Below are 25,737 nucleotides of genomic sequence, written 5' to 3' on the forward strand. Positions count from 1 at the left end.
AAACACTTGAAACAGACTTAAGCGATAATATCTATTTAACTCTCACAGATCATATTAATTTTGCAGTATCACGGTATAATCAAGGTATTAACTTGAAAAATGCACTATTGTGGGAAATAAAACGATTTTATCACGCAGAGTATTTAGTTGGAATGAAGGCCCTTGATTTTATTGAGAAAGAAGTAGGAATTAGGCTAGACGAAGATGAAGCTGGTTTTATTGCTCTCCACATTGTAAATGCGAGACAAGACGGACAACAAATGCACATGACAGTAGCAATGACCCAAATTGTTCAAGATATTTTAAGCATTGTCACGTATCATTATGGTATGGTTTTAGATGAAACTTCACTGAACTATACACGTTTTATTACTCATTTACAGTATTTCGCACAACGTTTACTTCGAAAAGAAATTGTCGATTCTGGCGATGACTTTTTATATGAACAAGTGCAAATAAAGTATCCAGAAGCTTTTAATTGTACGAAAAAAATTGATGCATATCTGATTAATACGCATCATACGGAATTAACAAGAGACGAACGTGTCTACCTCGCAATTCATATTTACCGCGTTACTGAAAGAAACACAATAGCAAAAGAAGAAGAATAATTTTTTTGGACTTATATGTAATGGATTACAGAAAAGTGCCGCTTATCGCGGTGCTTTTTTTATTGTAATTTTTTCTCTACTAATATGACCGAAAATAACACTGCGAAAACACTAGTAGTTAATAAAATGGAGCTGCGAATCATGGCATACATTGAGATAAATGCAAGTATCAGTGAAAAAACTAGAATACACACGCCAATGATTATCCAGTAAATTCCAAGCAATCGATGAGCCTTTTTCCAGTTGGCGTCGTTTTTTAAAGAAGCATTCGTCCGGTAACTAAAGCGGCCATTTTTATTTTTGGGCGGATTAACTCTGTAAATAATACCAATAATAATTAATAAAAGCGGAAAAATTAAATCAAACATAGCAAACCTCCTTTTACGTACCACCGTAGTATAACAAATTCTTGTGAAAAATTGAACGGTTTGCCTATTTGCTTTAATGGGTATTGGTGAAAGAGATGATCAGTTATTTTAAAGGAGGAAAAAAGATGCTTTATAGTGAAAACGACAAGCGAAAACATGAAAGTTATCGAATCCCGCTCTTTGGATCTGAAGAAGAAAGTACTAGCATCCCGAAATACGTATTAAAAAAGGAACCAATGGAACCACGCATTGCTTATCAATTAGTGAAAGATCAGCTGATGGATGAAGGAAATGCGAGACAGAACTTGGCGACTTTTTGTCAGACATATATGGAAAAAGAAGCCGAAATATTGATGGCAGAAACACTGGAAAAAAATGCTATCGACAAATCTGAGTATCCACAAACAGCAGAACTAGAAAATCGCTGCGTTAATATTTTAGCGGATTTATGGAATGCGCCAAAAGAAATGTCTTATCTAGGCACTTCCACTGTTGGTTCTTCGGAAGCGTGTATGCTTGGCGGCTTGGCAATGAAATTTCGTTGGCGTAATAATGCTGAAAAACGTGGTCTAGATATTCAAGCGAAACGGCCAAATTTAATTATTTCATCAGGCTACCAAGTATGTTGGGAAAAATTTTGTGTGTACTGGGATGTTGATATGCGTGTCGTTCCAATGGATAAAGAGCATCTAAGCCTTGATGTTGAGAAGGTATTTGAGTTAGTGGATGAGTATACGATTGGTATCGTTGGGATTTTAGGTATTACTTACACAGGGAAATTCGATGATATTGCTTTATTAGATGAAAAAGTAGAAGCTTATAATGAAGCAAACGAGCATCAATTAGTGATTCATATTGACGGGGCAAGTGGCGCAATGTTTACTCCATTTGTAAATCCAGAATTACCGTGGGATTTTAGGCTTAAAAATGTGGTTTCAATCAATACTTCTGGTCATAAATATGGCTTAGTTTATCCGGGTGTTGGTTGGATTTTATGGAAAGATAAAGAATATTTACCAAAAGAGCTTATTTTTGAAGTGAGTTATTTAGGTGGTTCAATGCCAACCATGGCGATTAATTTTTCGCGTAGTGCTAGTCAAATTATTGGTCAATATTATAATTTCTTGCGTTATGGTTTTGAAGGCTACCGAGAAATTCACGAAAAAACAAAGAAAACAGCACTATATCTCTCAAAAACGGTAGAAAAAAGTGGCTACTTTGAAATTATTAATAATGGCTCTAATTTGCCGATTGTCTGTTATAAGTTGAAAGATGATATTGATGTTGAGTGGACGCTCTATGATCTCGCTGACCAGCTCCTTATGAAAGGCTGGCAAGTTCCGGCTTATCCGCTGCCGGCTGATTTAAGTGATACGATTATTCAGCGGTTTGTTTGCCGGGCGGACTTAGGTTATAATGTGGCGGAAGAATTTGCAGCTGATTTCGCGGATGCACTCCATAATTTAGAACATGCTAGAGTGCTTTATCATGATAAGGAACGAAACGATTCATACGGATTTACGCATTAAAAAAGAAGACTTGGATGCGAGTCCAAGTCTTCTTTTTATTAAAGTGGAAGCCAGTCGATAATTTCTTTTAAGCTTTTATCCCAAAAATCCCAATCATGGTCACCAGGACCTTCGCGGTATTCTAGGGGAGCGTTTTTGGCAAGTGCAAAATCACGGAAACGAAGATTGTCTTCATAAAGAAAATCTTCTGTACCACAATTTTGGAAAAGAGTTGGTAACTCCACGTTGTTCGTTAGATTTGTTTCTAATAAATGAAATAAGTCATTTTCCGTACCAGTTTGGCTAGTCATTTCTCCTGTGATGGCACGTGTACTGAAATTTTCGAAGCAATCTTCTTTAATGATATAATTAATATCCATGACACCAGACATACTTGCAGCGGCTTGGAATTTTTCTGGGAAAGTAAGTGCAACTTTGAACGCACCGTAACCACCCATTGAATGCCCAGCTATGAAAGTATCTTCTTTTTTATCCGAAAGTGGAAACCAGTTTTTCATCACGTGAGGAAGTTCAGTACTGACAAATTGGAAAAAATCGCGACCGTGAACCATATTAGAATAGAAACTATGGTCTGCTGCGGGCATGATGACAGCGAGTCCTTTTTCGGTAGCGTAACGTTCAATATTTGTATTGCGCACATAAGTAGTGTGGTTGTTAGACAAGCCGTGCAGAATATATAATGTTTTATATTTAGGAATTGAACCATGGTAAAGTGTTTCTGTTTCGGGTAAAATCACCGTTACACTTGTTTGCATGGCTAAACATTCTGATTTGAAATTTAGTTCTAAAATAGCCAATGTAAGGGCCTCCTGACCTATCTTTTTTTCTAGTATACATGATTTTTTAGTGAAATAAAATAAATATAACTTATCTTATGAGTTAACTCGGAATTAAAGTGTAAAGAAAGAACCTGCGCGAACAGGTCCTCGTTATTTTTTTATACTAGGTTTCTTTTTATCCACGATGTTCAAAATTTCTTCAAGCTTGCGATTCTTTTCTAGAATGGCTGCTTCTTTGAATTGTTCTGTTGTGACTGGGGGCATCGGTTCTTTGCAATTTTCATGCGCTAGATTAGGAAAAAGATTATCAGTCATTTTTCATCGCCTCCTTGATTTAATTATAAAGTATTAACGTGAAAATATCGACTAATTGGATATAGATGAAAATAATTCTCAATTAGGGGTCCGACTTTTTGAATATCGTGGTATAATTTAGTAAAATGAAAAGGACAGTATTGTGGAGGGGAATTATGAAGAAAATAACTATATTGACGTTAAGTATAACAGCCGCACTACTCCTTGCTTCGTGTGGAAATGATACTGCAACTGATACGAATAACGAAACAGTAAAAACAGAAAATAAATCGCAAGCAGCCTTAACGGTAACGGATATGGCTGGTCGTGATGTTTCTTTTGATAAAAAACCAGAACGAATCATCGCACTTACAAATGCAGATATGAACATTATCTATGCGCTCGGTGGGACAGTCGTTGGTCGTCAAACAACAGATGCGAGTGGTGTTCCAGATGGCGCAAAAAAAGCAACAGAAGTGGGCAATACGCATGATTTAAACTTAGAGAAAATTGCTTCTCTGGGGGCTGATGCTATTGTAGCAAGTTCAGAACAAAACTTAAAAGACGTGCCTGCAATGGAAGGCGTAGGACCGAAAGTTGTGCTAACTGGAGCGAATTCGATCGATGAAATAAAAAAACAGACAGCCGTTCTTGGCAAGCTTTTAGGTAAAGAAACAAAAGCAGAAGAACTAGAAGCAAGTATTGACAAAAAAGTAGCAGAAGTGAAGCAAAAACAGCAAGGTAAAAAAGTACGCGCTTTACTAGTACTTGGGGCTCCAGGAAGTAACTACGCGGCGTTACCATCCTCGTTAAGCGGAAATGTTTTAGAAATCGCTGGTGGAGAAAACGTGGCGAAAGATTTTAAGGGTGTGGAAAACTTTCCGCAATACGCTTCGATGAATGTTGAAAAAATTGTTGCTGCTGATCCAGAAGTGATTTTCTTAATGATTCACGGCGGAGATGAAAAAGAAACAGAAACAGCCTTTAAAAAAGAAATGAAACAAAATGAAGCTTGGAATTCAACAAGCGCCGTTAAAAATGATCATATTGTCGTACTTCCAGCAGAACTTTTCGGAACAAATCCCGGAATGAAAATTGATCAAGCATTGGATTATATGACAGATGAAATAAATAAGGTGGCTAACTAATGACAACTGTGAAGGCGCATGATCCGCGGCGAAAACGTAGACGGATAACTTTTATTGTAGTAATCGTTTTACTTATTTTAGCTTTTTTCTACGGGCTGACTACTGGGTCCGTGAAAGTTACATATAGTGACGCTTGGCAAACTTTGACTGGCGGCGGGAGTGACCTTGCGAATCAATTAATATGGAATTTGCGTTTGCCACGACTATTGATTGCATTCTTAGTAGGCGCTGCACTTGCAATAGCAGGTTGCTTGCTCCAAGGCGTAATGCGAAATCCATTAGCTGACCCAGGTGTAATCGGCGTTTCAGCGGGCGGCGGATTTGTAGCAATTTTAATGACGTTAGCATTTCCTGCTTTGGCTTCTTTTGTTCCAATTGGCGCATTTTTAGGGGCTTTTGGTACGGCAATTTTAATTTATCTATTAGCGTGGGATCGTGGCGTTTCTCCATTACGTGTCATTTTATCTGGTGTTGCTATTAATGCTTTTATTGGCGCAATGACTTCTGGAGTTATGGTGCTTTATAGTAATCGGGTTCAAAGTGTTATTTCTTGGATGACAGGAACGCTTTCTGGGAAAAGTTGGTATCACTTGGATATGATTTGGCCGTATATGTTGGTTGGTTTTGTGTTAAGTGGTTTTGCTATTCGCTCTTCCAATGTGTTGCTACTTGGGGACGATGCTGCAAAATTACTTGGTTTTTCCGTCGAACGACATCGTTTTTTCATTATCATGTTAGCGGCATTTTTAAGTGGGGTCGCAGTGAGTGTAGCTGGATTAATTGGCTTTGTTGGACTGGTTGTGCCACATATTTTCCGCTTGATTATCGGCAATGACTACAAATATTTACTGCCATTATCTGCCTTAGGTGGCGCACTATTAGTCGGTTTTGCTGATACGGCTGCTAGAAGTTGGTTTGGGTCGATTGAGCTTCCGGTTGGGATTCTGCTTGCGATGATTGGCGCACCATTCTTCTTATTCCTACTTCAAAGAGGGAGGGTTGCTTCATGAAACCAGCATTAGAACTAAAAAATATTTCTTTCTCACGTAAAAGAGATTTTGAAATGAAAGACGTGAGCGCACGCATTCCAGAAGGTAAAATCACAACACTTATCGGTCCAAATGGTTCAGGTAAATCAACTATGCTTCGTTTGATGATGCGCCTTTTGACACCTGATAGTGGAGAAGTTTTGCTTGATGAAAAAAATATTACGGATATTCCTTCTAAAGATTTAGCGAAGAAAATGACGATGTTATCTCAAGCGCCTGAAGGTTTAGTCGATGTGATGGTGCATGACTTGGTGGCTTATGGACGTTTGCCTCACAGAAGTTGGCTTTCTACTTTACAAGAAGATGATGAGGCGGTTATTCAGTGGGCAATTAAAGTGTGTAACTTAGAAAATCTGGCGTATCGACCACTTCACTCGTTATCAGGCGGTGAACGTCAACGCGCATGGCTTGCAATGGCTCTTGCGCAAAAAACACCTATTTTACTACTTGATGAACCAACGACATATCTAGATATTGCCCATCAACTTGAGCTTTTAGATTTGTTAGTTCATTTAAATAAAGAATATAATTTAACGATTGTGTTAGTGTTACATGATTTAAATCAAGCTGCAATCTACAGTGATTATGTTTTTGTTTGCGAAAATGGTCGATTAGTCAAAAATGGTACGCCTCAAGAAGTTTTTACAACGGAGCTTTTGCGAAATGTCTTTCATATTACAGCAGATATTACTGAAAAAGATGGAAAACAACACATTCATCCACTTGCTTCGACTAGATTTGAATATTAAAGAAAACAGAAAGAAGATTAGAATTTGGTGAAAAAGCTTCCTATCCAAGGTAAACTTTATTATAATAGATGAAGGCTGTTGCTCTTTTTAAGAATAGCAGCTTTTTTACATTTAAATCTAAACATAAAGGACGGAAAGCAATGGCTAGAAATAGAAAAAAGGCAGTTCGAATTGACTATGCAATTATATTCTTGATGATGTTGCTTTGTATTATTGGTTTAATGGCTATTTATGTCGCAGGACTTGTTAATGACCAGTACACAAATAATTTCTTACTGCAGCAGTCTATTTGGATTGTTATTTCTACTGGAGTAGTCGTTGTTATTGTACTTTTTTTCGATTATGATCGGCTTCAATGGGCAGCATATTACTTGTATGGTATCGGGAATTTACTTCTAGTGCTTGTATTAATTGTCGGCGATGAGCGTAAAGGTTCTAAAAGCTGGATTAGTATTGGCTCACTAGGAAGTCTGCAACCATCAGAGTTAATGAAAAGCTTCTTAATTCTCGCGCTTGCAAAAGTAATTTGGGACCATAATAAAAAATATCAATTACACTCGGTAAAATTAGATATGCAATTATTGCTTAAAATAGGCATCGTTTCTATCGTTCCCCTTGGACTAGTTGCGCTTCAGCCAGACCTAGGAACGATTTTAGTATTTATAGCTATTATCATCGGAATGGTCTTTATTAGTGGCGTTACATGGAAAATTTTAGTACCAGTATTTAGTTCAGTTGCTTTACTGGGTGGGACGTTAATTTATTTAGTTATGTACAATCAAGATTTTTTACAAAAACTAGGATTTAAACCATATCAATTTAAACGAATTACTTCTTGGCTTAGACCTGAGGAAGATCCGCTTGGGGACGGTATGCAACTGCTCCGTTCAATGCAGGCGATTGGTTCTGGTCAGTTACAAGGAAATGGTATTGGCAACCAGGCAATCGCTATTCCAGAAAACCACAATGATTTTATTTTTTCTATTATTGGTGGGAATTTCGGTTTTATTGGTGGCTGCGTACTTATTATGTTATACTTTTTACTGATTTACCAAATTATTCGAGTGGCATTAGACATTGGTATTCCTTTTTATTCGTATATTTGTACGGGTGTTTGCTCGATGATTTTATTTCACGTTTTAGAAAATATCGGGATGACAATTGGTCTTCTTCCAATTACCGGTATTCCACTACTTTTTGTCAGTTATGGGGGAAGCTCTCTTCTTGGCGCATTTATGGCACTTGGACTCGTGTTATCTGCGAGGTATAATGCCCCAGAAGTTAACTTAGGAAAAGGGAATCGCGTATGATTTTCTTTTTTAAACTGTTTGGGAGAAAGCGTTAGTATACACAAACCAACCAGTAAGGAGTAATTAAATAATGAATCAACAAAATAAACTAGCTGGACGCATTGATTACGGGATTGTTTTATCAATGATGTTACTTATGATAATCAGTTTGGTGTCCATTTATAGTGCGCAATTAACAAATAATCAATATGATGCAAACTTTGTTGTAAAACAAGCTATGTGGTTTGTGGTTTCGACATTTGCAATTATTGTCGTGATGCAACTGGACTATGATCGACTCACGAGATGGGCTTATTACTTTTACGGATTAGGTCTATTTTTACTCGTGTTTGTTTTACTTTTTGGTAAAGAAGTAAAAGGAGCGAAGAGTTGGATTGTTATTCCGTTTTTAGGTAATATTCAGCCTTCCGAGGTTGTAAAAGTTATATTAATTATCGTATTGGCAAAAGTAATCTGGGATCATAATAGAACGTATAAGGTTCATCGCTTTAGTTATGACGCTTGGTTACTGCTGAAAATCGGCTTATTTACATTAATGCCACTTATTTTAATTATGCTACAACCCGATTTAGGGACAGCACTTGTATTTATCGCCATTATGTCGGGGATGATTCTTATTTCAGGTATTACTTGGAAAATTATCGTACCGCTTTTTGGCTCGATAGCAGCAATCGGTACTACGCTTATTTGGATGGTTATTTATCATCAGAATTGGCTAACGAGTCTTGGTTTTAAACCATATCAATTTGACCGGATTACGACTTGGATAAATCCGGAAAATGACCCTCAAGGCGGGGGCTATCAAGTGCTGCGAGCGATGACGGCAATTGGTTCTGGTCAGATTTCTGGAAACGGGGCGGGATATGATGCCATCGCAATTCCTGAAAATCATAATGACTTTATCTTTACGATTGTAGCTGGAGACTATGGCTTTATTGGAGCGAGTATTCTACTGGCGATTTATTTCTTACTAATTTATCAAATTATTCGGGTGGCGCTTGATGTGGGCGTTCCATTTTATTCATATATCTGTACGGGTGTTGTAATGATGTTAATGTTCCACGTGCTAGAAAATGTTGGAATGAATATTGGTTTATTACCAATCACAGGTATTCCGCTTCCGTTTATTAGTTACGGTGGTAGTGCTCTGCTCGGGAATATGATGGCAGTCGGGCTCGTTCTCGGGATAAGGTTTAACTTTAAGAAATCGATGTTTGAAGTAAAAGAAGAAAATCACGCATCTTAAAAGAAAAATACAGAAGTCGAAGTGGCTTTTGTATTTTTTTGAACTGATATGAATGCGCTTTCAAAATCTCTGTTTTTTTCTAAGGGTTGCTATTTGTACTTTAAGAAAAAATGCACTATGATAGTAATAGAATGCAATCGGAGGGAGAGGCAAAATGATTAATTTTTATTGGTATCCAAAATGTAGCACCTGCAAGAAAGCAAAAGCATGGCTTGAAAATGAGCATGTTGATTTTAACGAAGTAGACATTAAGACTGAAACCCCAACTGCCGAAGAATTACAAAAATGGCATGAGGCTAGCGGGCTTCCAATCCGTCGTTTCTTTAATACAAGTGGTATTAAATACCGCGAACTTGGACTAAAAGATAAACTTGATACACTTTCACCGGAAGAGGCTTATAATTTGCTTGCTTCAGATGGCATGTTAATCAAACGCCCACTTACAACTAACGGTAAAGAAGTAACACTTGGTTTCAAAGAAGAAGAATTTGAAGCAACTTGGAAATAGTCAATATAGATAATTGCAAGTAAAAGGAGGAGTTTTGAAATGAGTTTACCAAAAGACTTATTGTACACAGAAGAACATGAATGGGTGAAAGCAGAAGACGGTAGTTATATTATTGGAATTACTGACTTTGCCCAAGATCAATTAGGGGATATTGTATTTGTTGAATTGCCAGAAGTTGGCGATACCGTAACAAAAGGTGATTCAATCGGTAGCATTGAATCCGTTAAAACAGTATCTGATTTTTATGCGCCAGTAACTGGTAAAGTAGTTGCTGTTAATGAAACATTAGAAGATGAGCCAGAACTAATTAATAGCAACCCGTATGACACAGGTTGGATTTTAAAACTTACTGAAGTAGAAGAAGCAGATGTAACTGCTCTTTTATCAAGTGATGATTACGAAAAAGGATTAGATTAATTTATTAGAAGCCGGCTTGGGACAACCGAAGCTGGCTTTTTTTGATAGGAGGCGTTTTTTCTGGAAACTTGGGAAAAAGAGACTTTTAGCGAGGCGCAAAACAATGGCGCGGATTTTGTCGTTTTCTTTTTTACACCAATGTGTGGCAGCTGTCAGATAGCAAGCCGCTTAGTAGACGTGGTTTTAGAAGCAGACAGTATTCACAGCAACGTCGCAAAAGTAGACTTGAATTATGTGCCAGATATTGCTCAAAGCTTGGAAATCACGTCAGTCCCCGCGTTAGTGAAATTTAAGAACGGCGAACCAAAGGATTTAACGTATAAATTACATGATGCAACAGCTATTTTTGAATTCCTGTATAGTGAGTGATACAGGGATTTTTTCTGTGTTAATTTTTGCCCGTGCGCAAAAAAGTTTCGTTTCTCATATAGAACTGCATTTAGCTAAAAACATTGCTATAGACACAATTTGGCTACTCGTGGTAAGATAATTCGAGTTGTTAAAATAGTGTTTTATAAAGAGAAATTTTTAGTGAAACATAAACATATCGGAGGCTTTTCTATGAACAATTCTAACCTTACTATTTTATCGGTGTGTAGTAATTTTGTTATCGTCGTACTTAAATTAATTGTCGGCTTTTTCACGGGATCAGTAGCTGTGATTTCAGAAGGAATTCACTCTTCAATGGATTTATTTGCATCAGTCATTACTTTCTTTTCTATTCGAATTTCGAATCAGCCAGCAGACGAGGACCATCCATATGGGCACGGGAAAGCGGAAAATATCGCGGGGACTATTGAAACTTTATTGATTTTTGTAGCGGGTATTTGGATTATTGTTGAATCTGTTAATAAACTTTTAAATCCGCATGAAATTAGATTTCCAGCGCTCGGTATTGCTGTCATGCTTTTTGGGGCGATTGTTAATATTATTGTGTCACGAATTATTAAAAGAGCGGCAATTAAAGCCAATTCAGTGGCAATGAAATCCAATGCGCTACATTTATATACAGATGTTTTCACATCGCTTGGTATTGCGCTTAGTTTATTTTTAGTATACATAACTGGCTGGTTGTGGTTAGACCCAGTTATCGCTATTTTAACGGCATTTTATATTATGTACGAAGCATTTAAGCTTTTAAAAGAATCTTTTCCACCATTAATGGATAAACGTCTTTCAGATAATGAAGAAGAGGCGATTAAAAAGATTATTTTAGCGCATAAAAATAAATTTATTGAATTTCATGATTTTCGCTCTAGACGAGCAGGAGCGGAAGAATATATTGATTTTCATTTAGTAGTATCTTCCACGATGACAATTGAAAGTGCTCATTCGCTTTGTGATGAAATTGAAGCAGAGATTATGAATTTCTACGCGAAAGCAGAAGTTTTGATTCACTTAGAACCTGAAGAAGAGCGAGTGCTAACTAGAAATTAAAAATCAGCTCTTTCTATTCGATTTGTTTCTAAAGTGTTACAATAGGTAGAAATAAGAATGGAAAGGACAATGAGTATGACAACATCTATTTTGATTGCCGATGATGATAAAGAAATTGTTGATTTAGTAAAATTATATTTACAAAATGAAGGATACACAATTTATCAAGCTTATGATGGTGCGGAAGTATGGCGTTTAGTGCAAGAAAAGCAGCCAACATTAGTGATTTTAGATATAATGATGCCAGAAATGAATGGCCTTGAAGTATGCCGATTAATGCGGAAAAATGGTATTTTAACGCCAATTTTAATGCTTAGTGCAAAGGCAGAAGATAATGATAAAATTATGGGACTATTAACTGGAGCGGATGATTATATGGTCAAACCGTTTAATCCTTTAGAGCTCTCTGTTCGCGTTAAAGCGATTTTAAGACGTATGCAACAAATGAGTCAAGCGGAGCCAGTTAGTCAAGATAAGGTCATTATTGGACCAATTGTAGTTGATCGCGGGCTTCATGTTGTAACTGTTGGAGAAAAAGAACTTCATCTAACTACTTCAGAATTTGATATTTTATTTTTACTAGCGAGTGAACCAGGTCGCGTTTTCAGTTCGGAATATATTTTTGAGAAAATTTGGCAGGAGAAAGCACTCGGAGCGAGTAAAACGGTCATGGTCCATATTAGCAACTTGCGTGATAAATTGAGAGATGCTATGGGCGGAGAAAATGTGATTAAGACAATATGGGGAGTAGGGTACAAAATTGAAATCTAGGCTGGAAGTGTTGTTTACGAAAATTAGCCATGTGATGAATGTTTGGCAGGCGACTTTTTTTGCAATAGTGTCTTGGATTTTTGCTTTGATTACTGTCCAAACTATTTATTTGTGGAGTATTTCTATTCGTGATGATTCTTTGTTTTTACGTGAAGTGACGCAATCTATGGTTCAACTTTTTGGGCCGAATAAATATACTCGGATAATGCAGTCGTTTTGGATGTTATCGCTGAAGTTTTTAATTATCTTTTTGATTGCTTGTTTATTCTTTGCATTCTTTTATCGATTGATGCGTCAGCGGATATTAAAAAAACAACTACGAACGATTAATTTTGCTTTAAATGATGAAAAGCCGGTTGATACAGAAAGTTTTGTCCCGGAAATTCAAGAACTTGAGCGAAACATTGAAAATATGCGTGAACGACAAAATAAATTAATGAAAAAGGAAGAACAGGCGCAGCAAGCTAGGAATGACTTGATTACGAATGTCTCACATGATTTGCGGACGCCTTTAACGTCGATTTTAGGATATTTAAGTTATATTCATGAGGATCGTTATCGTGATGAGATTGAGCTGCGTTATTATACGGAACTTGTTTACGGAAAAGCGCGTCATCTGCATAAACTGATTGATGATTTATTCTCTTATACTAGGCTTGATAGTGTTGATTACCAATTGAAAAAAGACGAACTAGACATCATTGAATTACTCAGACAATTAGTAGCAGAATATGACGGACGAGCTGCAGAACGAAATATGCAGATAATCGAACATTTTGATGCTAATAAACTCATTATTGGTGGCGATGGTAACCAAATTATGCGTTTGTTTGAGAATTTATTTTCCAATGCGCTTAGATACGGAGAAGGAAATAAACAAATTGATGTAAGCGCGAAAAAAGAAGATCATATGGCTGTTGTGCGGGTCACTAATTACGGTGAAGAGATTCCAACCGTTGATTTGCCTTATTTATTTGAACGTTTTTATAAAGTAGATAAAAACCGGACAACAACGGGGACTGGTTTAGGCCTTGCAATTGCTAAGTCTATCGTTGAAAAACACGGCGGAATTGTTACCGCAGAAAGCAAACATCGCAAAACAAGTTTTATCGTCAAATTGCCTCTCATTTAATCTTTAAAAATTCTTAAATGTTTCTTTCCTTGTGATTTATGTTCTTTCAGTAGAATATAAATCACGGAGGAGAGAAAAATGAAAAAACATATTGTTTTAATTGTTGTTGCTTGTATCACAGTCATTGCGGTATTTATGTACATAATTCAAGTCAATAGTAGCGAACTTAAATATCAAAATAGAGCTCAGATTAAAATAGCCTCTCAGTTAGCTAGCCAGGAACATTCGGGAGAAAATAGTATTATTAGTGAAGTAAATTACAAATAGATGCGTATAAATAAAAAAGTTATTGACAAAGTGTGACGGAAAAGGTAATATGAAAAAACAAGAAACGTCACTATAGTCACAAATGAAGTGATATAATAATATGTAGAAATCTTATCCAGAGTGGTGGAGGGAAATGCCCTGTGAAACCCAGCAACCTAAACAATAATTCATTATGTGTTTAAGGTGCTAAGTCATGCAGAACAACGATTTGTTCTGAAAGATGAGAAGGAAGTTAGCCCATTTGAAAAAATGCTGCCTTTCTGCTCATTAGCAGGAAGGCTTTTTTGTATATCAGAATGTAGAAAAGGTGATAGAGATGATTACGTTACAGAACGTCGTAAAAGAATATACGTCTAGAAATAACAAAGTTCTCGCAGTCGACCATGTCGATTTAGAAATTGAACAAGGTGAGATTTTCGGAGTAGTTGGTTATTCAGGCGCTGGTAAAAGTACACTAATCCGAATGTTCAATGGATTAGAACTACCAACAGAAGGGTCTGTTGAAGTAGATAACCTACTAATTAGCCAAATTCGTGGTAGTAAATTAAGAAAAGCGCGCCAACAAATCGGAATGATATTTCAACATTTTAATTTATTATGGTCTAGAACTGTTGCAGAAAATATCGCGTTTCCATTAGAAATTGCTGGTGTTCGCGGTGAGAAAAGACGTTTTCGGGTCAATGAACTAATCCGACTCGTTGGCTTAGAAGGAAAAGAAAACGCCTATCCAGCTGAACTAAGTGGTGGGCAAAAACAGCGCGTAGGTATTGCAAGAGCTCTCGCGAATAATCCTAAAGTATTGCTTTGTGATGAAGCTACATCCGCACTAGATCCACAAACAACTGATGAAGTTTTAGAATTACTGCTAGACATAAATAAACGCCTCAACCTAACTATCATCGTTATCACCCACGAAATGCATGTTATCCGGAAAATCTGTAATCGCGTGGCAGTCATGGAAAACGGGAAAGTTGCTGAACTCGGTGACGTACTAGATGTTTTCCGCCATCCTAAAGAAAAAGTAACGCAGCGCTTCGTCCGCCAAGTAACTGATTCAGACGAAACGGAAGAACTAATCCATCTATTACTCGATAATTACGCAGAAGGTAAAATCGTTAAACTACTCTTCATGAGTGAAAATGCAACTCAGCCAGTTATCTCTCAAGTAGCAAAAGAAAATGATGTTATGCTAAATGTCCTTCATGGGAACTTAACTCAAACGCAAAACGGTGCATACGGAACATTGTATGTCCAAGTTCTAGGCACTGAAGAAGCGATAGATGCCAGTCTAACACAGCTACGTCAACTTAAAGTAGAAACGGAAGTGTTAGAACGATGACGAAATTACAAGAGTTATTTCCAAATGTTGATTTTCAAATGATGTGGGTTGCCACACAAGAAACGCTATATATGACACTTACTTCATTATTTGCAGTTTTTTTACTAGGAATCGTGCTAGGATTATTACTATTTTTAACCAATAATAAAAAACATGCCGGAGCGCGCATTTTATACTGGATCACAGCAATCCTTGTTAATGTGTTCCGTTCCATTCCTTTTATTATTTTAATCGTGTTACTTTTACCGATGACAAAATCGTTAGTCGGGACTGTAATTGGACCGAAAGCAGCACTTCCAGCTTTAATTATCTCAGCAGCTCCGTTCTATGGTCGAATGGTAGAAATTGCCTTTCGTGAAGTAGACAAAGGCGTTATTGAAGCCGCTAAATCCATGGGTGCGAACATGTTTACTATTATTGGTAAAGTGCTCATCCCAGAAGCCTTACCAGCGATTATTTCTGGTATTACAGTGACAGCAATTTCACTTGTTGGATTCACAGCGATGGCCGGCGTCATTGGTGCAGGTGGGCTTGGGAATACTGCCTATCTTGAAGGATTCCAACGTGGACAACCTGATGTAACAGTACTTGCGACAATTATTATTTTAATTATCGTCTTTATTTTCCAATTTATCGGCGACTTCCTAACAAAACGAACCGATAAACGCTAACCAATGTATATGAAGAAATTTATATAAAAAAACGCGGAATCCCCGCAAAAAAGGAGAGAATTTCATGAAAAAGGTTCTTGGTTTAATTTTCACATTAAGTTTAGTTTTAGTACTTACAGCTTGCGGTGGCTCCTCAGATAAAGCTTCATCTAGTAAAGACGATAATAAATTGGTAGTGGGTGCGTCAAATACACCCCATGCTCAAATCTTAGAACAAGCAAAACCAATCCTGAAAGATAAAGGGATTGACTTGAAAATTGTTAAATATACAGACTACGTTATGCCTAATAAAGCCCTAGAAGAAGGCGATTTAGATGCTAACTACTTCCAACATAAACCATATCTTGAATTAGAAGAAAAAGAAAAAGGTTACAAATTTGCTGATGTCGGTGCTATTCACATCGAACCAATGGGCATTTATTCTAAAAAAGTAAAAGATATTAAAGATTTAAAAGACGGCGCGCAAGTTTTACTTTCTAACTCAAAATCTGACTGGCCGCGTGTTATTGGGATTTTTGTAGATAATGGACTTTTAACGCTTAAAGATGGCGTGAAACCGCAAGATGCAACATTTGACGACATTAAAGACAATCCGAAAAACTTGAAATTCAAATATGATTTTGACCCAGCTTACTTGATGACTGCATATAATAATGAAGAAGGCGATGTTGTCGCTATTAACTCAAACTTTGTTGTAGACCAAGGCTTAAACCCTTCGAAAGATGCTATTGCAATCGAAAGCAAAGATTCTCCTTACGCTAATATTGTTGTAACTACTGACAAGAAAAAAGACGACAAAAACATTAAAGAACTAGTTAAAGTGTTACATTCAAAAGAAATTCAAGATTACATTACGAAAGAATGGGACGGAGCAGTTGTTCCAGTTGATAAGTAAACAAAAAAATCCTTTTACCGATTTGGTAAAAGGATTTTTTTTAATTAGCACTACTTAAATATAGTTTCAGTCCATCAGAAATGGCTTTATCAAGTTCTTTTTTAGAAACAATGTCTTTACCTTCTGGCATTGGAGGAACTTTTTCGTAATCAAGCATATCGACGGTTGTTGTTAAGTTGATTAAATCTTTTGTTTTGCTATCTTCAAAGTTTGTAGTAATAACGGCTTTACTGAAACCTTTCTTACTATCTGGTGTTAACGTTAATTTGAAATCGAGTGTTTGATTTTTATTGGAAGTAAGGTTTTTTAGCGAAGAACGAACGCTTTTTTCACCGGAATTCCATTTTTTTTGAGCTTCTTTTTGCGAGCTACCATCAATTTCTGAAAGAAGTGTGATGATGTTTCCGTCATTATCAAGTGCTGTAAAGACGTCATTGACTAAATCTTTTATTTCGTTTTTGGATAGGTTTAAAACAATATCTCCATTATCTTTGGAAGTGAAATGTTTGTCATCTAAGTTATTTAAATAGCTGTAAATTGCGATACCACTGGCTTCTTCAATTTTTTTCAATTCTTCCGCTTGACGATCAACGGTTTCTGAATCAATTGTTTGATTGGAGAAGTTTTGGAATGTCTCGAATACATTGAGATATTTAGATTCTAAGTCCTTATTTTGCGCGAGTACTTTGTTGAAAATCTGAGCTGCTGAATCGGATAGTAGGCTTGAAAAACTGTCTGCTGCGTCATAAATATCAGCTACAGGGATATAAGCTTTCCCGTCCTCACTGTTTTGGAGCGCGTGTAAGGTTAAATCAAGTGGTTCTTTGCCTTTCCAGTGAAGCGAATAGGCGCTATAGGAAGAGGAAGAATCACTATCTACAGAAATTTTATATTGAATGTTAGATTTTTTAAGTTGATTTAAGTCAATATCAGAGCCAAGTTTTTTAATGTAGTTATCAGATAGGTTGTTTACTTGGAATGTGACGTTCGTTGTAAATTGTTTATTTTCAGCTGTTTTCTTTAAAGTAGATGTGAAGTCGGACTTAGGGGAGCTGCACCCGGATAATGTGGCTAAAAGCAATACAAAGATGGTCAGAGCCATTATTGCTTTCTTCATATTTTAAATTCTCCTTCAATAAATAATCGTTTATTACAAATAAGTTATTATGTTGCAAATTTGTTACGTTACAACAATACCATATCTAAATAAGATATACAATCCTTTTTTATAGTAAAAAAGGACCTTTCTTCTATTGATATAGAGCGCTCTTTCTTTTATGTCATGGATTCTCAAATAAAATGGAAATAGTGATAATGCACGAAAACTGGTAAAAAACGGCTATTAATAGTAGAATGAAGGGGAGAATGCGAAGAGTGCTGGTTTTTATAGTTGTAATCAGATTAGAATTATACTAAACTAGGATTATGCAAATTTTACACTAGGGAGGACTTTTTTATGGCAACTTTAAAGATTCAAGATTTACATGTTGAAATAGAAGGAAAAGAAATTTTGAAGGGCGTTAACCTTGAAATTTCAACTGGCGAAATCCATGCTATCATGGGACCAAACGGAACAGGTAAATCTACGTTGTCCTCAGCAATTATGGGGCACCCGAAATATGAAGTAACACAAGGATCAATCACGCTTGACGGAGAAGATGTACTTGAGATGGAAGTAGATGAACGCGCTCGTGCTGGCCTTTTCTTAGCGATGCAATATCCAAGTGAAATTAGTGGTGTTACAAACGCTGAATTCATTCGTGCAGCCATCAATAGCCGACGCGAAGAAGGCGACGAAATTCCAGTAATGCAATTCATCCGTAAATTAGATGCCAAAATGGACATTTTAGATATGGACGAAGAAATGGCAGAACGTTATTTAAATGAAGGATTTTCAGGCGGAGAGAAAAAACGTAATGAAATCTTACAATTATTAATGATCGAGCCAAAATTAGCGATTTTAGATGAAATTGACTCTGGTCTTGATATTGATGCACTTAAAGTTGTCTCTAAAGGTGTAAATGAAATGCGCGGCGAAGGTTTCGGCTGCTTAATCATTACCCATTACCAACGTTTACTTAACTACATTACACCAGATTTTGTGCACGTAATGATGCAAGGTAAAGTAGTTAAAGAAGGTGGACCTGAGCTTGCTAAACGTTTAGAAGCTGAAGGTTATGACTGGATTAAACAAGAACTTGGTATTGAACTTGAGGAAGAAGAAGCAGTAGACCAACAATAAGGAAGTGAGGTTAAAATCATGGCAGAAAATATGACAATTAAAGATGATTTTATCCACGCTTTTTCAAGTAATGCGAATGAACCGGATTGGTTTTTAGAAATCCGTCGCAATGCTTTTAAAGCTTACGGGGAACTGGACTTGCCTTTTGTGGATAAAACAAAAATTACTCGCTGGAATTTCACGAAGTTTGAGACGTTTATACCTTTTAAAGAAGGCGTAACAAATGAAACTTTGCCTGAAAAAGTAGCGAATTTAGTTGATTTAGATAATAAAGAAGCCAATTTTTACGTTCAAATGGATGAAAGACCTGCGAGACTTCAGTTGCAACAAGAATTAGTTGATCAAGGTGTTATTTTTACAGATATTATTTCCGCTGTGAAAAACCATCCTGAACTTGTGAAAAAATACTTCATGACAGATGCAGTTCAAGTGAACGAACATAAACTTACTGCTTTTCATGCGGCACTAGTGAACGGTGGGATTTTCCTTTACGTTCCTAAAAATGTTGAAGTGAAAGCGCCAATTCAAGCTGTTTTTGTACAAGAAAAAGCAGAATCTCCACTTGTTAACCATGTGTTGCTTGTGGCGGATGATAATAGCGCAGTCACTTATGTGGAAAACTATGTAACAGTAGACAACGCACCTAAAGGGATTGTTAGTATTGTTGAAGAAGTAATCGCTGAGAAAAATGCGCGTATTACTTTTGGCGGTGTAGATAATCTTGCAAGTGGCGTTACGACATATGTGAACCGTCGTGGACACATTGGAACAGATAGCCAAATTGAATGGGCACTTGGCCTAATGAATGATGGCGACACAATTAATGAGAACGTAACAAACCTGATGGGTGATGGCTCTTCTGCTGATGTTAAAACAGTGACAGTTGGTCGCGGTAAGCAAACGCAAAACGTAACAACTCGCGTGACACATTACGGAAAAGCTTCTAACGGTACGATTTTATCTCATGGTGTTATGAAAGAAAGAGCAACAACTATTTTTAACGGAATTGGTCACATTAAACATGGTGCTTCTAAGTCTGATGCACAACAAGAGTCACGTGTATTAATGCTTAGCCCAGAAGCACGCGGCGATGCGAATCCAATTTTATTAATTGATGAAAATGACGTAGTTGCAGGACATGCGGCTTCTGTTGGACGCGTTGATCCACTACAATTATTCTATTTGATGAGCCGTGGGATTTCTCAAAAAGAAGCAGAAAGATTAGTTATTCATGGCTTCTTGGATCCTGTTGTTCGTCAGTTACCAATCGAAAGTGTAAAAACGATGCTTCGTGAAGTAATCGAAGGGAAAGTGCGCTAAATGATTGATATCCAAAAAATTCGGGCGGATTTTCCAATTTTAGATCAAGAAATAAATGAAAAACCGCTAGCTTATTTAGATAATGCTGCCACTTCACAAAAGCCAAAACAAGTTATTGCTGCTTTAACTCATTACTATGAATTTGATAATGCGAACGTTCACCGCGGTGTGCACACACTTGCGGCAAGAGCGACGGATGCATATGAATCAGCTCGTTCTAAAGTAGCCAAGTTCATTCATGCTCGCGAAGTTGCAGAAATTATTTTCACAAGAGGTACTACTTCAGCGATTAATTTAGTTGTAGATAGTTACGCGGAAGCAAATATTGAAGCGGGCGATGAGATAGTTATTTCTTATTTAGAACATCACTCCAATTTGATTCCATGGCAACAGCTAGCTAAACGTAAGGGTGCGGTTTTGAAATATATTGAGTTAGAAGAAGATGGAACGATTTCAGTGGAACAAGCCAAAAAAACGATTGGTGAAAAAACGAAAATCGTTGCATTAGCTCATGTTTCTAATGTACTCGGAACTATCACGCCAATTAAAGAAATCGCAGCAATTGCTCATAAATTTGGAGCAGTCATTCTCGTTGATGGTGCGCAAGCTGTGCCTCATATGGAAGTCGATGTAGTAGATTTAGATGCTGACTTTTATGCTTTTTCTGGACATAAAATGATGGCTCCTACTGGCATTGGCGCTTTGTATGGAAAACGTGAATTACTCGATGCGATGGAACCTACCGAATTTGGCGGAGAAATGATTGATTTTGTTGAATTATACGATTCGACTTGGAAAGAACTGCCATGGAAATTTGAAGCTGGAACACCAATTATCGGCGGAGCAATTGCGCTAGGTGCGGCGATTGATTATTTGGCAGAAGTCGGACTTGCAAATATTCACGCACATGAACAAGAATTAGCCAGCTACGCGATAGAAGAAATGAGCAAAATCGAAGGCATTACCATTTATGGACCAAAAGATGCGAGTAAACGTTGTGGCTTAGTGACTTTCAATTTAGAAGGCGCACACCCACATGATATTGCGACTATTTTGGACGAAGATGGAATTGCAATTCGAGCTGGTCATCACTGTGCACAACCGTTGATGAAATGGCTAGATGTCTCTTCTACAGCTCGCGCAAGCTTTTATATTTATAATACAAAAGAAGAAATTGATGCGCTTATAGATGGCCTCAAGTTAACAAAGGAGTATTTTGGATTATGACAAGCCGGAAATTAGATCAGCTTTATAGACAAGTCATTATGGATCACTATAAAAATCCGCGCAATAATGGAGAGCTCCCAGATAGCGATGTAACAATCGACCTTAACAACCCAACATGCGGTGATCAAATTCATCTTCATTTAAAAATGGACGGTGATAAAATCGTTGCGGCAAAATTCACTGGTAGCGGCTGTTCAATTTCGATGGCCTCTGCTTCGATGATGACGCAAAGCATTATTGGGAAAACCGAGAAAGAAGCATTAAAAATGTCCCGTGAATTTTCAGAAATGGTGCAAGGTCACGACCATGAAACAATTGATGAATACGGCGACGTTGAGGCACTTGCCGGGGTTGCGAAATTCCCAGCAAGAATCAAATGCGCAACCCTTTCTTGGAAAGCAATGGAGAGAGCGATTTTTGAAAAAGAAGGAACAAAATAAGTAGCGAAAAGGAGGATACGACATGACTGAAATTCCAGAAATTGGCGAATACCAATATGGATTCCATGACAAAGATACCTCTGTGTTCCGTACAGAACGCGGATTAACAGAAAAAGTAGTAAGAGAAATTTCGAATATTAAAGAAGAACCAGAATGGATGCTTGAATTCCGTTTGAAGTCTTTGGAGCAATTTTATAAAATGCCAATGCCGACTTGGGGTGGCGACCTGTCAGAACTTAAGTTTGAAGACATCACTTACTACGTGAAACCGTCTGAACAAACAGTGCGCTCTTGGGATGAAGTTCCTGAAGAAATTAAACGTACTTTTGATAAATTAGGTATTCCTGAAGCCGAACAAAAATATTTGGCTGGTGCATCTGCGCAGTATGAATCCGAAGTAGTTTATCACAATATGAAGCAAGACCTAGAAGATTTAGGTATTGTCTTCAAAGATACAGATTCCGCGTTAAAAGAAAACGAAGATATTTTCAAAGAATACTTCGCAAAAGTAATTCCACCAAGCGATAACAAATTCGCAGCATTAAACTCGGCTGTTTGGTCAGGTGGCTCATTCATCTACGTACCACCAGGTATCAAAGTAGATACGCCGCTTCAAGCCTATTTCCGCATTAACTCGGAAAACATGGGGCAATTTGAACGGACACTAATTATCGTCGACGAAAATGCCAGCGTAAACTACGTAGAAGGCTGTACTGCTCCCGTTTATACAACGAATTCCCTTCACTCAGCTGTCGTGGAAATCATTGTAAAACCAGGCGCTTACTGCCGTTACACAACCATCCAAAACTGGGCAAATAACGTTTATAACCTAGTAACAAAACGTACTTTCTGTGAAGAAAATGCGACAATGGAATGGATTGATGGTAACATTGGTTCGAAATTAACAATGAAATACCCAGCTGTACATTTACGTGGCGAAGGAGCGCGCGGAACGACCCTTTCTATCGCGATTGCCGGTAAAGGGCAACGTCAAGACGCAGGAGCAAAAATGATGCACTATGCGCCTAATACGTCCTCTACGATTGTATCGAAGTCGATTTCGAAACAAGGCGGAAACGTAACGTACCGTGGAATTGTTCATTTTGGTCGTAATGCAGACGGAGCACGTTCCAATATCGAATGTGATACGCTCATTATGGATAACCTGTCCACATCGGACACAATCCCGTACAACGAAATCCTAAACAGCAACATCTCATTAGAACACGAAGCCAAAGTTTCCAAAGTATCCGAGGAACAACTTTTCTACCTAATGAGCCGTGGTTTAAGCGAAGAAGAAGCGACAGAAATGATCGTTATGGGCTTCATTGAACCATTTACGAAAGAATTACCAATGGAATATGCCGTTGAGATGAACCGTTTGATTAAGTTTGAAATGGAAGGCTCGATTGGTTAATATAACAAAAAAATCCCCTTCAACTGCAGCTTTGTGGTTGAAGGGGGTTTTTATTTACATTTAATTTTAGCTGTTTTTCTTTCTACTTAAAAAGCCAGCAATAAAATAAGATAGTATAAAAATAGATAATCCGCCTATTAAAGATATATCTGATCCGTCAAAAGGTTTCCTACCAGTAAAGGCTGAACCGATTAATATCGTTCCGAAAAAAACTGAAGTCATTATAATAAGTCTTTTCATCTGTTTTCTCCTTTTTTTTAATTAAAGTATAAGACATAAAATATCCAAGGTAAAGCAACAACCAAATTAAAAGATTCTCCCTCCTTTTTGCGTTATAATAAACATAAATCAAAAACGATAGAGAGGGTGGCGGTTGATGATTACAATCGGATTAACTGGATGGAGTGATCATGATTCTTTATTACAATCAAAAAAATTAACGTTGGCTGATTATGCGGCACATTTTCCTGTGGTAGAAGTAGATACGAGTTTTTATGCGATTCCTTCTCCGCGAACAACGGCAAACTGGGCGGCGCAAACTCCGGATGATTTTCGTTTTGTGATAAAGGCTTTTTCGGCGATGACAAAACATAAGGAATGGTCGCAGTATTTTGATAGTGAAAATGCGATGTATACGGCTTATATGGATATGATTGCGCCGATAAGTGAAACGGGAAAACTACAGGCAATTTTATATCAATTTCCACCGTATTTTAATTGTACGAAAGAAAATGTGACTTATTTAAGATATATCGCTTCGAAAATGGGTGATTTGCCTGTAGCAATTGAATTTCGTAATAACTCATGGTATAGCGAACAAAATACAGAAAAGACGTTAGATTTACTACGCGAATTAGGTTTTATTCATACGGTTGTTGATGAACCACAAGTTGGATCTGGAAGTGTACCAATTGTGCTTCGTGAGACAAATAGTGAGATGACGCTAGTAAGACTGCATGGTCGGAATCAGTATGGTTGGATGAAAGCGAGTAGTCCGGAATGGCGTGAGGTTCGCACGCTTTATCGTTATAATGAGGAAGAAATTAACGAATGGACCAAATATGTGGAGCATTTACAAAAATTGTCCAAAGAGGTAGTCGTGATTTTTAATAATAACAGCGGCGGGGATGCGGCTGATAATGCGAAACATTTACAAAAGGCGCTCCAAGTCGAGTTTCAAGGTTTAGCTCCGATGCAAATGGATTTGTTTTCAGAATAAAAAAGATGGCGCGTAAGCAGCGCCATCTTTTTTATGCCTTAATTCCAATTAAAAAGCTAATAACTAAAATAATTAACACAATCCCAGTTACGCCAACGTATAAGTAATCTTTTTCCTTCAAAAAAGTAAACAATGATACAACGACACGAAGGACTGGCGTTAAAATCAAGCAAAACAGACCGAACATCATAATCGCGTATGGTTTAAGCGATCCTAGCCCGCTAAAAATCGCTGTAAGTGAGGTCGGATAAGTTTCCCCAGGATAGCCACTTTCGCCGGTAATAAATAGCATAACGAGGCCAAAAACGATAATGATCGCACTAAGGACAACACCGATTCGTAGCAGTGCGCTAACAATTAGCTCCACGCGGTACATTTCTTCTTTTTTCTCTGCCATCTAAATCCACCCCAATCCTTCTAAAATCATTTGGAAGGCAACATATAAAATGACGGGAATAAAAATAATCCGAATAACTTTGCTTTTTAAACGTTGCATGATGCGCGTTCCAAGTGTTGCGCCGACAAGTACCCCAATCGCAACAGGAGCTGCAATAGCGGGCTGGATGTCACCTTGGAAAAGATACACAGTTGCACTGGCAGCCGCGGTTACACCCATCATTAAATTACTCGTTGCGCTACTTACTTTTAGCGGCATTTTCATAAAGACATCAAGTGCCATTACTTTAAATGCGCCACTACCGATTCCAAGTAAGCCACTAGCGATACCTGCGCCGTACATTACACCAAAACCAGCAGGAACATTTGCTACTTGGTAGTCAACTGTTTGCCGTAAAGATTTATCGTAATAAGAATCATGTAAGTTTAATTTTGTTGCTAGTGGGTCTGGTTTCACATTGGTAGGAAATTCTGAACCGACCTTTTTAATCATGTTGAAAGCAGAATATAGAAGTAAAAGTCCGAAGATGATGTAGAGGGCTGTAGCCGAGAGCAGTCCGCTGACGAAAGCCCCGGTTATTGCACCGATTGTTGTGGCAATCTCGAGAAACATACCGACACGAAGATTGGTGATGCCGTCTTTGATATAAGCGATGGCGGAACCACTACTTGTTGCGATAACGGAAATAATACTCGCTCCAATCGCATACTGAATATCAATCCCGAAAATAAGAGTCAAGGCAGGCGTTACAATAATTCCACCACCAAGCCCAAGCAAAGAGCCAACAACCCCTGCAAAAACAGAGATTAGAAGAATTTCGACTGTTTGCGTAATATCCAAAAAAATCACTTCCCTTTAAAACAATATATCCTATCATAACATAAAATGAAGGTTGAACGATTCAAACGGTCCTACTGCGTGTAAAAAAAGCTATTTTGAGCTACAATAGTTATAT

General features: G+C 37.5%; 30 protein-coding genes and 1 riboswitch. Of the genes, 23 read left to right on the plus strand and 7 right to left on the minus strand.

All coding sequences use genetic code 11. The annotated features are described in order from the left end of the window. On the plus strand, positions 1-611 hold a 611-nt coding region (locus OC533_RS10620), incomplete at its 5' end, for a BglG family transcription antiterminator (protein ID WP_262265257.1). Positions 612-670: 59 nt separating this feature from the next. Here the strand turns inward: OC533_RS10620 and OC533_RS10625 are convergent. After that, entirely contained in the window at positions 671-979 is a 309-nt protein-coding gene (locus OC533_RS10625; RefSeq protein WP_194324029.1) for an SdpI family protein, read from the minus strand. A 125-nt stretch (positions 980-1,104) separates the two neighbouring features. Between OC533_RS10625 and OC533_RS10630 the strand changes: the two genes are divergently transcribed. Further along, positions 1,105-2,508: a glutamate decarboxylase gene (locus OC533_RS10630; RefSeq protein WP_194324027.1), complete on the plus strand. Its 1,404-nt coding sequence runs from the start codon at positions 1,105-1,107 to the stop codon at positions 2,506-2,508. Between the two features lie 38 nt (positions 2,509-2,546). On the opposite strand, the gene OC533_RS10635 is transcribed toward OC533_RS10630, so the two are convergent. After that, on the minus strand, positions 2,547-3,305 hold the full coding sequence (locus OC533_RS10635; protein ID WP_194324025.1) for an alpha/beta hydrolase: 759 nt from the start codon (positions 3,303-3,305) through the stop codon (positions 2,547-2,549). Between the two features lie 132 nt (positions 3,306-3,437). Continuing rightward, a complete protein-coding gene (locus OC533_RS10640; RefSeq protein WP_003763827.1) occupies positions 3,438-3,602 on the minus strand; it encodes a hypothetical protein in 165 nt (54 codons plus the stop codon). A 155-nt stretch (positions 3,603-3,757) separates the two neighbouring features. On the opposite strand from OC533_RS10640, the gene OC533_RS10645 reads away from it, so the two are divergent. The 15 genes from OC533_RS10645 to OC533_RS10715 all read left to right on the plus strand — a co-directional run bounded on the left by OC533_RS10645 (position 3,758) and on the right by OC533_RS10715 (position 16,520). Continuing rightward, positions 3,758-4,729 carry an ABC transporter substrate-binding protein gene (locus OC533_RS10645; RefSeq protein ID WP_033837589.1) on the plus strand — a complete coding sequence of 324 codons (972 nt, stop codon included), beginning with the start codon at positions 3,758-3,760 and terminating at the stop codon, positions 4,727-4,729. Beyond that, complete coding sequence (locus tag OC533_RS10650; protein ID WP_003732470.1) at positions 4,729-5,739, plus strand: FecCD family ABC transporter permease; 1,011 nt, start codon at positions 4,729-4,731, stop codon at positions 5,737-5,739. The genes OC533_RS10645 and OC533_RS10650 overlap by 1 nt, the downstream gene beginning before the upstream one ends. After that, entirely contained in the window at positions 5,736-6,527 is a 792-nt protein-coding gene (locus OC533_RS10655) for an ABC transporter ATP-binding protein (protein ID WP_003768223.1), read from the plus strand. Before OC533_RS10650 ends, OC533_RS10655 begins: the two co-directional genes overlap by 4 nt. Positions 6,528-6,667: 140 nt before the next feature. Further along, positions 6,668-7,837 (plus strand): rod shape-determining protein RodA, encoded by a 1,170-nt coding sequence (gene rodA, locus OC533_RS10660; protein WP_003768222.1) that lies wholly within the window; start codon positions 6,668-6,670, stop codon positions 7,835-7,837. 70 nt (positions 7,838-7,907) lie between these two features. After that, positions 7,908-9,083, plus strand: a complete 1,176-nt coding sequence (rodA, locus tag OC533_RS10665) for a rod shape-determining protein RodA (protein ID WP_003769152.1) — start codon at positions 7,908-7,910, stop codon at positions 9,081-9,083. A gap of 154 nt (positions 9,084-9,237) precedes the next feature. Then, positions 9,238-9,591, plus strand: a complete 354-nt coding sequence (locus OC533_RS10670) for an arsenate reductase family protein (RefSeq protein WP_003763821.1) — start codon at positions 9,238-9,240, stop codon at positions 9,589-9,591. Between the two features lie 39 nt (positions 9,592-9,630). Beyond that, positions 9,631-10,008, plus strand: coding sequence for a glycine cleavage system protein GcvH (gene gcvH, locus OC533_RS10675; protein ID WP_003769150.1), 378 nt, complete (start codon positions 9,631-9,633; stop codon positions 10,006-10,008). Between the two features lie 60 nt (positions 10,009-10,068). Further along, entirely contained in the window at positions 10,069-10,377 is a 309-nt protein-coding gene (locus OC533_RS10680) for a thioredoxin family protein (RefSeq protein ID WP_077918115.1), read from the plus strand. Between the two features lie 192 nt (positions 10,378-10,569). Beyond that, positions 10,570-11,445 carry a cation diffusion facilitator family transporter gene (locus tag OC533_RS10685; protein ID WP_003768219.1) on the plus strand — a complete coding sequence of 292 codons (876 nt, stop codon included), beginning with the start codon at positions 10,570-10,572 and terminating at the stop codon, positions 11,443-11,445. A gap of 75 nt (positions 11,446-11,520) precedes the next feature. Continuing rightward, complete coding sequence (gene cesR / locus OC533_RS10690; protein WP_003763814.1) at positions 11,521-12,216, plus strand: response regulator CesR; 696 nt, start codon at positions 11,521-11,523, stop codon at positions 12,214-12,216. Then, positions 12,206-13,348, plus strand: a complete 1,143-nt coding sequence (gene cesK / locus OC533_RS10695; RefSeq protein ID WP_194322928.1) for a histidine kinase CesK — start codon at positions 12,206-12,208, stop codon at positions 13,346-13,348. The genes cesR and cesK overlap by 11 nt, the downstream gene beginning before the upstream one ends. Positions 13,349-13,426: 78 nt before the next feature. Further along, positions 13,427-13,615, plus strand: coding sequence for a hypothetical protein (locus tag OC533_RS10700; RefSeq protein ID WP_003768214.1), 189 nt, complete (start codon positions 13,427-13,429; stop codon positions 13,613-13,615). A 108-nt stretch (positions 13,616-13,723) separates the two neighbouring features. Beyond that, a riboswitch (SAM riboswitch) is annotated at positions 13,724-13,842 on the plus strand. A gap of 89 nt (positions 13,843-13,931) precedes the next feature. Then, positions 13,932-14,954, plus strand: coding sequence for a methionine ABC transporter ATP-binding protein (locus tag OC533_RS10705; RefSeq protein ID WP_003769138.1), 1,023 nt, complete (start codon positions 13,932-13,934; stop codon positions 14,952-14,954). Next, complete coding sequence (locus OC533_RS10710) at positions 14,951-15,625, plus strand: methionine ABC transporter permease (RefSeq protein WP_003763810.1); 675 nt, start codon at positions 14,951-14,953, stop codon at positions 15,623-15,625. The genes OC533_RS10705 and OC533_RS10710 overlap by 4 nt, the downstream gene beginning before the upstream one ends. Positions 15,626-15,689: 64 nt before the next feature. Then, on the plus strand, positions 15,690-16,520 hold the full coding sequence (locus OC533_RS10715) for a MetQ/NlpA family ABC transporter substrate-binding protein (RefSeq protein ID WP_003763809.1): 831 nt from the start codon (positions 15,690-15,692) through the stop codon (positions 16,518-16,520). Positions 16,521-16,560: 40 nt separating this feature from the next. On the opposite strand, the gene OC533_RS10720 is transcribed toward OC533_RS10715, so the two are convergent. Further along, positions 16,561-17,637, minus strand: coding sequence for a hypothetical protein (locus OC533_RS10720; protein ID WP_010991227.1), 1,077 nt, complete (start codon positions 17,635-17,637; stop codon positions 16,561-16,563). Between the two features lie 339 nt (positions 17,638-17,976). Here OC533_RS10720 and sufC point away from each other — a divergent pair, with 339 nt between their 5' ends. The 5 genes from sufC to sufB are packed head-to-tail and all read left to right on the plus strand — an operon-like array spanning position 17,977 to position 23,166. Beyond that, complete coding sequence (gene sufC / locus OC533_RS10725) at positions 17,977-18,762, plus strand: Fe-S cluster assembly ATPase SufC (RefSeq protein WP_003768207.1); 786 nt, start codon at positions 17,977-17,979, stop codon at positions 18,760-18,762. Between the two features lie 18 nt (positions 18,763-18,780). After that, a complete protein-coding gene (gene sufD, locus OC533_RS10730) occupies positions 18,781-20,082 on the plus strand; it encodes a Fe-S cluster assembly protein SufD (protein WP_160464761.1) in 1,302 nt (433 codons plus the stop codon). After that, positions 20,083-21,309 carry a cysteine desulfurase gene (locus OC533_RS10735; RefSeq protein ID WP_185501409.1) on the plus strand — a complete coding sequence of 409 codons (1,227 nt, stop codon included), beginning with the start codon at positions 20,083-20,085 and terminating at the stop codon, positions 21,307-21,309. Further along, the gene (gene sufU / locus OC533_RS10740) at positions 21,306-21,749 is read left to right on the plus strand and encodes a Fe-S cluster assembly sulfur transfer protein SufU (RefSeq protein WP_003722439.1); all 444 of its coding nucleotides are present in this window, start codon (positions 21,306-21,308) and stop codon (positions 21,747-21,749) included. Before OC533_RS10735 ends, sufU begins: the two co-directional genes overlap by 4 nt. A 22-nt stretch (positions 21,750-21,771) precedes the next feature. Next, complete coding sequence (sufB, locus tag OC533_RS10745) at positions 21,772-23,166, plus strand: Fe-S cluster assembly protein SufB (RefSeq protein WP_003722438.1); 1,395 nt, start codon at positions 21,772-21,774, stop codon at positions 23,164-23,166. Between the two features lie 66 nt (positions 23,167-23,232). Here the strand turns inward: sufB and OC533_RS10750 are convergent, their stop codons facing one another. Beyond that, entirely contained in the window at positions 23,233-23,406 is a 174-nt protein-coding gene (locus OC533_RS10750; RefSeq protein WP_041176564.1) for a hypothetical protein, read from the minus strand. 136 nt (positions 23,407-23,542) lie between these two features. Between OC533_RS10750 and OC533_RS10755 the strand changes: the two genes are divergently transcribed. Further along, complete coding sequence (locus OC533_RS10755) at positions 23,543-24,385, plus strand: DUF72 domain-containing protein (RefSeq protein ID WP_070752519.1); 843 nt, start codon at positions 23,543-23,545, stop codon at positions 24,383-24,385. A gap of 31 nt (positions 24,386-24,416) precedes the next feature. Here OC533_RS10755 and OC533_RS10760 read toward each other — a convergent pair whose 3' ends face one another. Continuing rightward, positions 24,417-24,782 (minus strand): DUF1634 domain-containing protein, encoded by a 366-nt coding sequence (locus tag OC533_RS10760; RefSeq protein WP_185543594.1) that lies wholly within the window; start codon positions 24,780-24,782, stop codon positions 24,417-24,419. Beyond that, positions 24,783-25,622 carry a sulfite exporter TauE/SafE family protein gene (locus OC533_RS10765; protein WP_003722428.1) on the minus strand — a complete coding sequence of 280 codons (840 nt, stop codon included), beginning with the start codon at positions 25,620-25,622 and terminating at the stop codon, positions 24,783-24,785. Positions 25,623-25,737: the final 115 nt, after the last annotated feature.

This window comes from Listeria sp. Marseille-Q6474 (assembly GCF_946902005.1).
In the GTDB taxonomy this organism is placed as follows: domain Bacteria; phylum Bacillota; class Bacilli; order Lactobacillales; family Listeriaceae; genus Listeria; species Listeria innocua.

Coding starts and splice junctions, on each gene's coding strand:
- OC533_RS10760 (WP_185543594.1), bottom strand. CDS start 24,782: ATGGCAGAGAAAAAAGAAGAAATGTACCGCGTGGAGCTAATTGTTAGC.
- sufB (WP_003722438.1), top strand. CDS start 21,772: ATGACTGAAATTCCAGAAATTGGCGAATACCAATATGGATTCCATGAC.
- OC533_RS10755 (WP_070752519.1), top strand. CDS start 23,543: ATGATTACAATCGGATTAACTGGATGGAGTGATCATGATTCTTTATTA.
- OC533_RS10630 (WP_194324027.1), top strand. CDS start 1,105: ATGCTTTATAGTGAAAACGACAAGCGAAAACATGAAAGTTATCGAATC.
- rodA (WP_003769152.1), top strand. CDS start 7,908: ATGAATCAACAAAATAAACTAGCTGGACGCATTGATTACGGGATTGTT.
- OC533_RS10625 (WP_194324029.1), bottom strand. CDS start 979: ATGTTTGATTTAATTTTTCCGCTTTTATTAATTATTATTGGTATTATT.
- OC533_RS10710 (WP_003763810.1), top strand. CDS start 14,951: ATGACGAAATTACAAGAGTTATTTCCAAATGTTGATTTTCAAATGATG.
- OC533_RS10655 (WP_003768223.1), top strand. CDS start 5,736: ATGAAACCAGCATTAGAACTAAAAAATATTTCTTTCTCACGTAAAAGA.
- OC533_RS10670 (WP_003763821.1), top strand. CDS start 9,238: ATGATTAATTTTTATTGGTATCCAAAATGTAGCACCTGCAAGAAAGCA.
- rodA (WP_003768222.1), top strand. CDS start 6,668: ATGGCTAGAAATAGAAAAAAGGCAGTTCGAATTGACTATGCAATTATA.
- OC533_RS10705 (WP_003769138.1), top strand. CDS start 13,932: ATGATTACGTTACAGAACGTCGTAAAAGAATATACGTCTAGAAATAAC.
- OC533_RS10715 (WP_003763809.1), top strand. CDS start 15,690: ATGAAAAAGGTTCTTGGTTTAATTTTCACATTAAGTTTAGTTTTAGTA.
- sufU (WP_003722439.1), top strand. CDS start 21,306: ATGACAAGCCGGAAATTAGATCAGCTTTATAGACAAGTCATTATGGAT.
- gcvH (WP_003769150.1), top strand. CDS start 9,631: ATGAGTTTACCAAAAGACTTATTGTACACAGAAGAACATGAATGGGTG.
- OC533_RS10650 (WP_003732470.1), top strand. CDS start 4,729: ATGACAACTGTGAAGGCGCATGATCCGCGGCGAAAACGTAGACGGATA.
- sufC (WP_003768207.1), top strand. CDS start 17,977: ATGGCAACTTTAAAGATTCAAGATTTACATGTTGAAATAGAAGGAAAA.
- OC533_RS10685 (WP_003768219.1), top strand. CDS start 10,570: ATGAACAATTCTAACCTTACTATTTTATCGGTGTGTAGTAATTTTGTT.
- sufD (WP_160464761.1), top strand. CDS start 18,781: ATGGCAGAAAATATGACAATTAAAGATGATTTTATCCACGCTTTTTCA.
- OC533_RS10750 (WP_041176564.1), bottom strand. CDS start 23,406: ATGAAAAGACTTATTATAATGACTTCAGTTTTTTTCGGAACGATATTA.
- cesR (WP_003763814.1), top strand. CDS start 11,521: ATGACAACATCTATTTTGATTGCCGATGATGATAAAGAAATTGTTGAT.
- OC533_RS10735 (WP_185501409.1), top strand. CDS start 20,083: ATGATTGATATCCAAAAAATTCGGGCGGATTTTCCAATTTTAGATCAA.
- OC533_RS10700 (WP_003768214.1), top strand. CDS start 13,427: ATGAAAAAACATATTGTTTTAATTGTTGTTGCTTGTATCACAGTCATT.
- OC533_RS10645 (WP_033837589.1), top strand. CDS start 3,758: ATGAAGAAAATAACTATATTGACGTTAAGTATAACAGCCGCACTACTC.
- OC533_RS10720 (WP_010991227.1), bottom strand. CDS start 17,637: ATGAAGAAAGCAATAATGGCTCTGACCATCTTTGTATTGCTTTTAGCC.
- OC533_RS10640 (WP_003763827.1), bottom strand. CDS start 3,602: ATGACTGATAATCTTTTTCCTAATCTAGCGCATGAAAATTGCAAAGAA.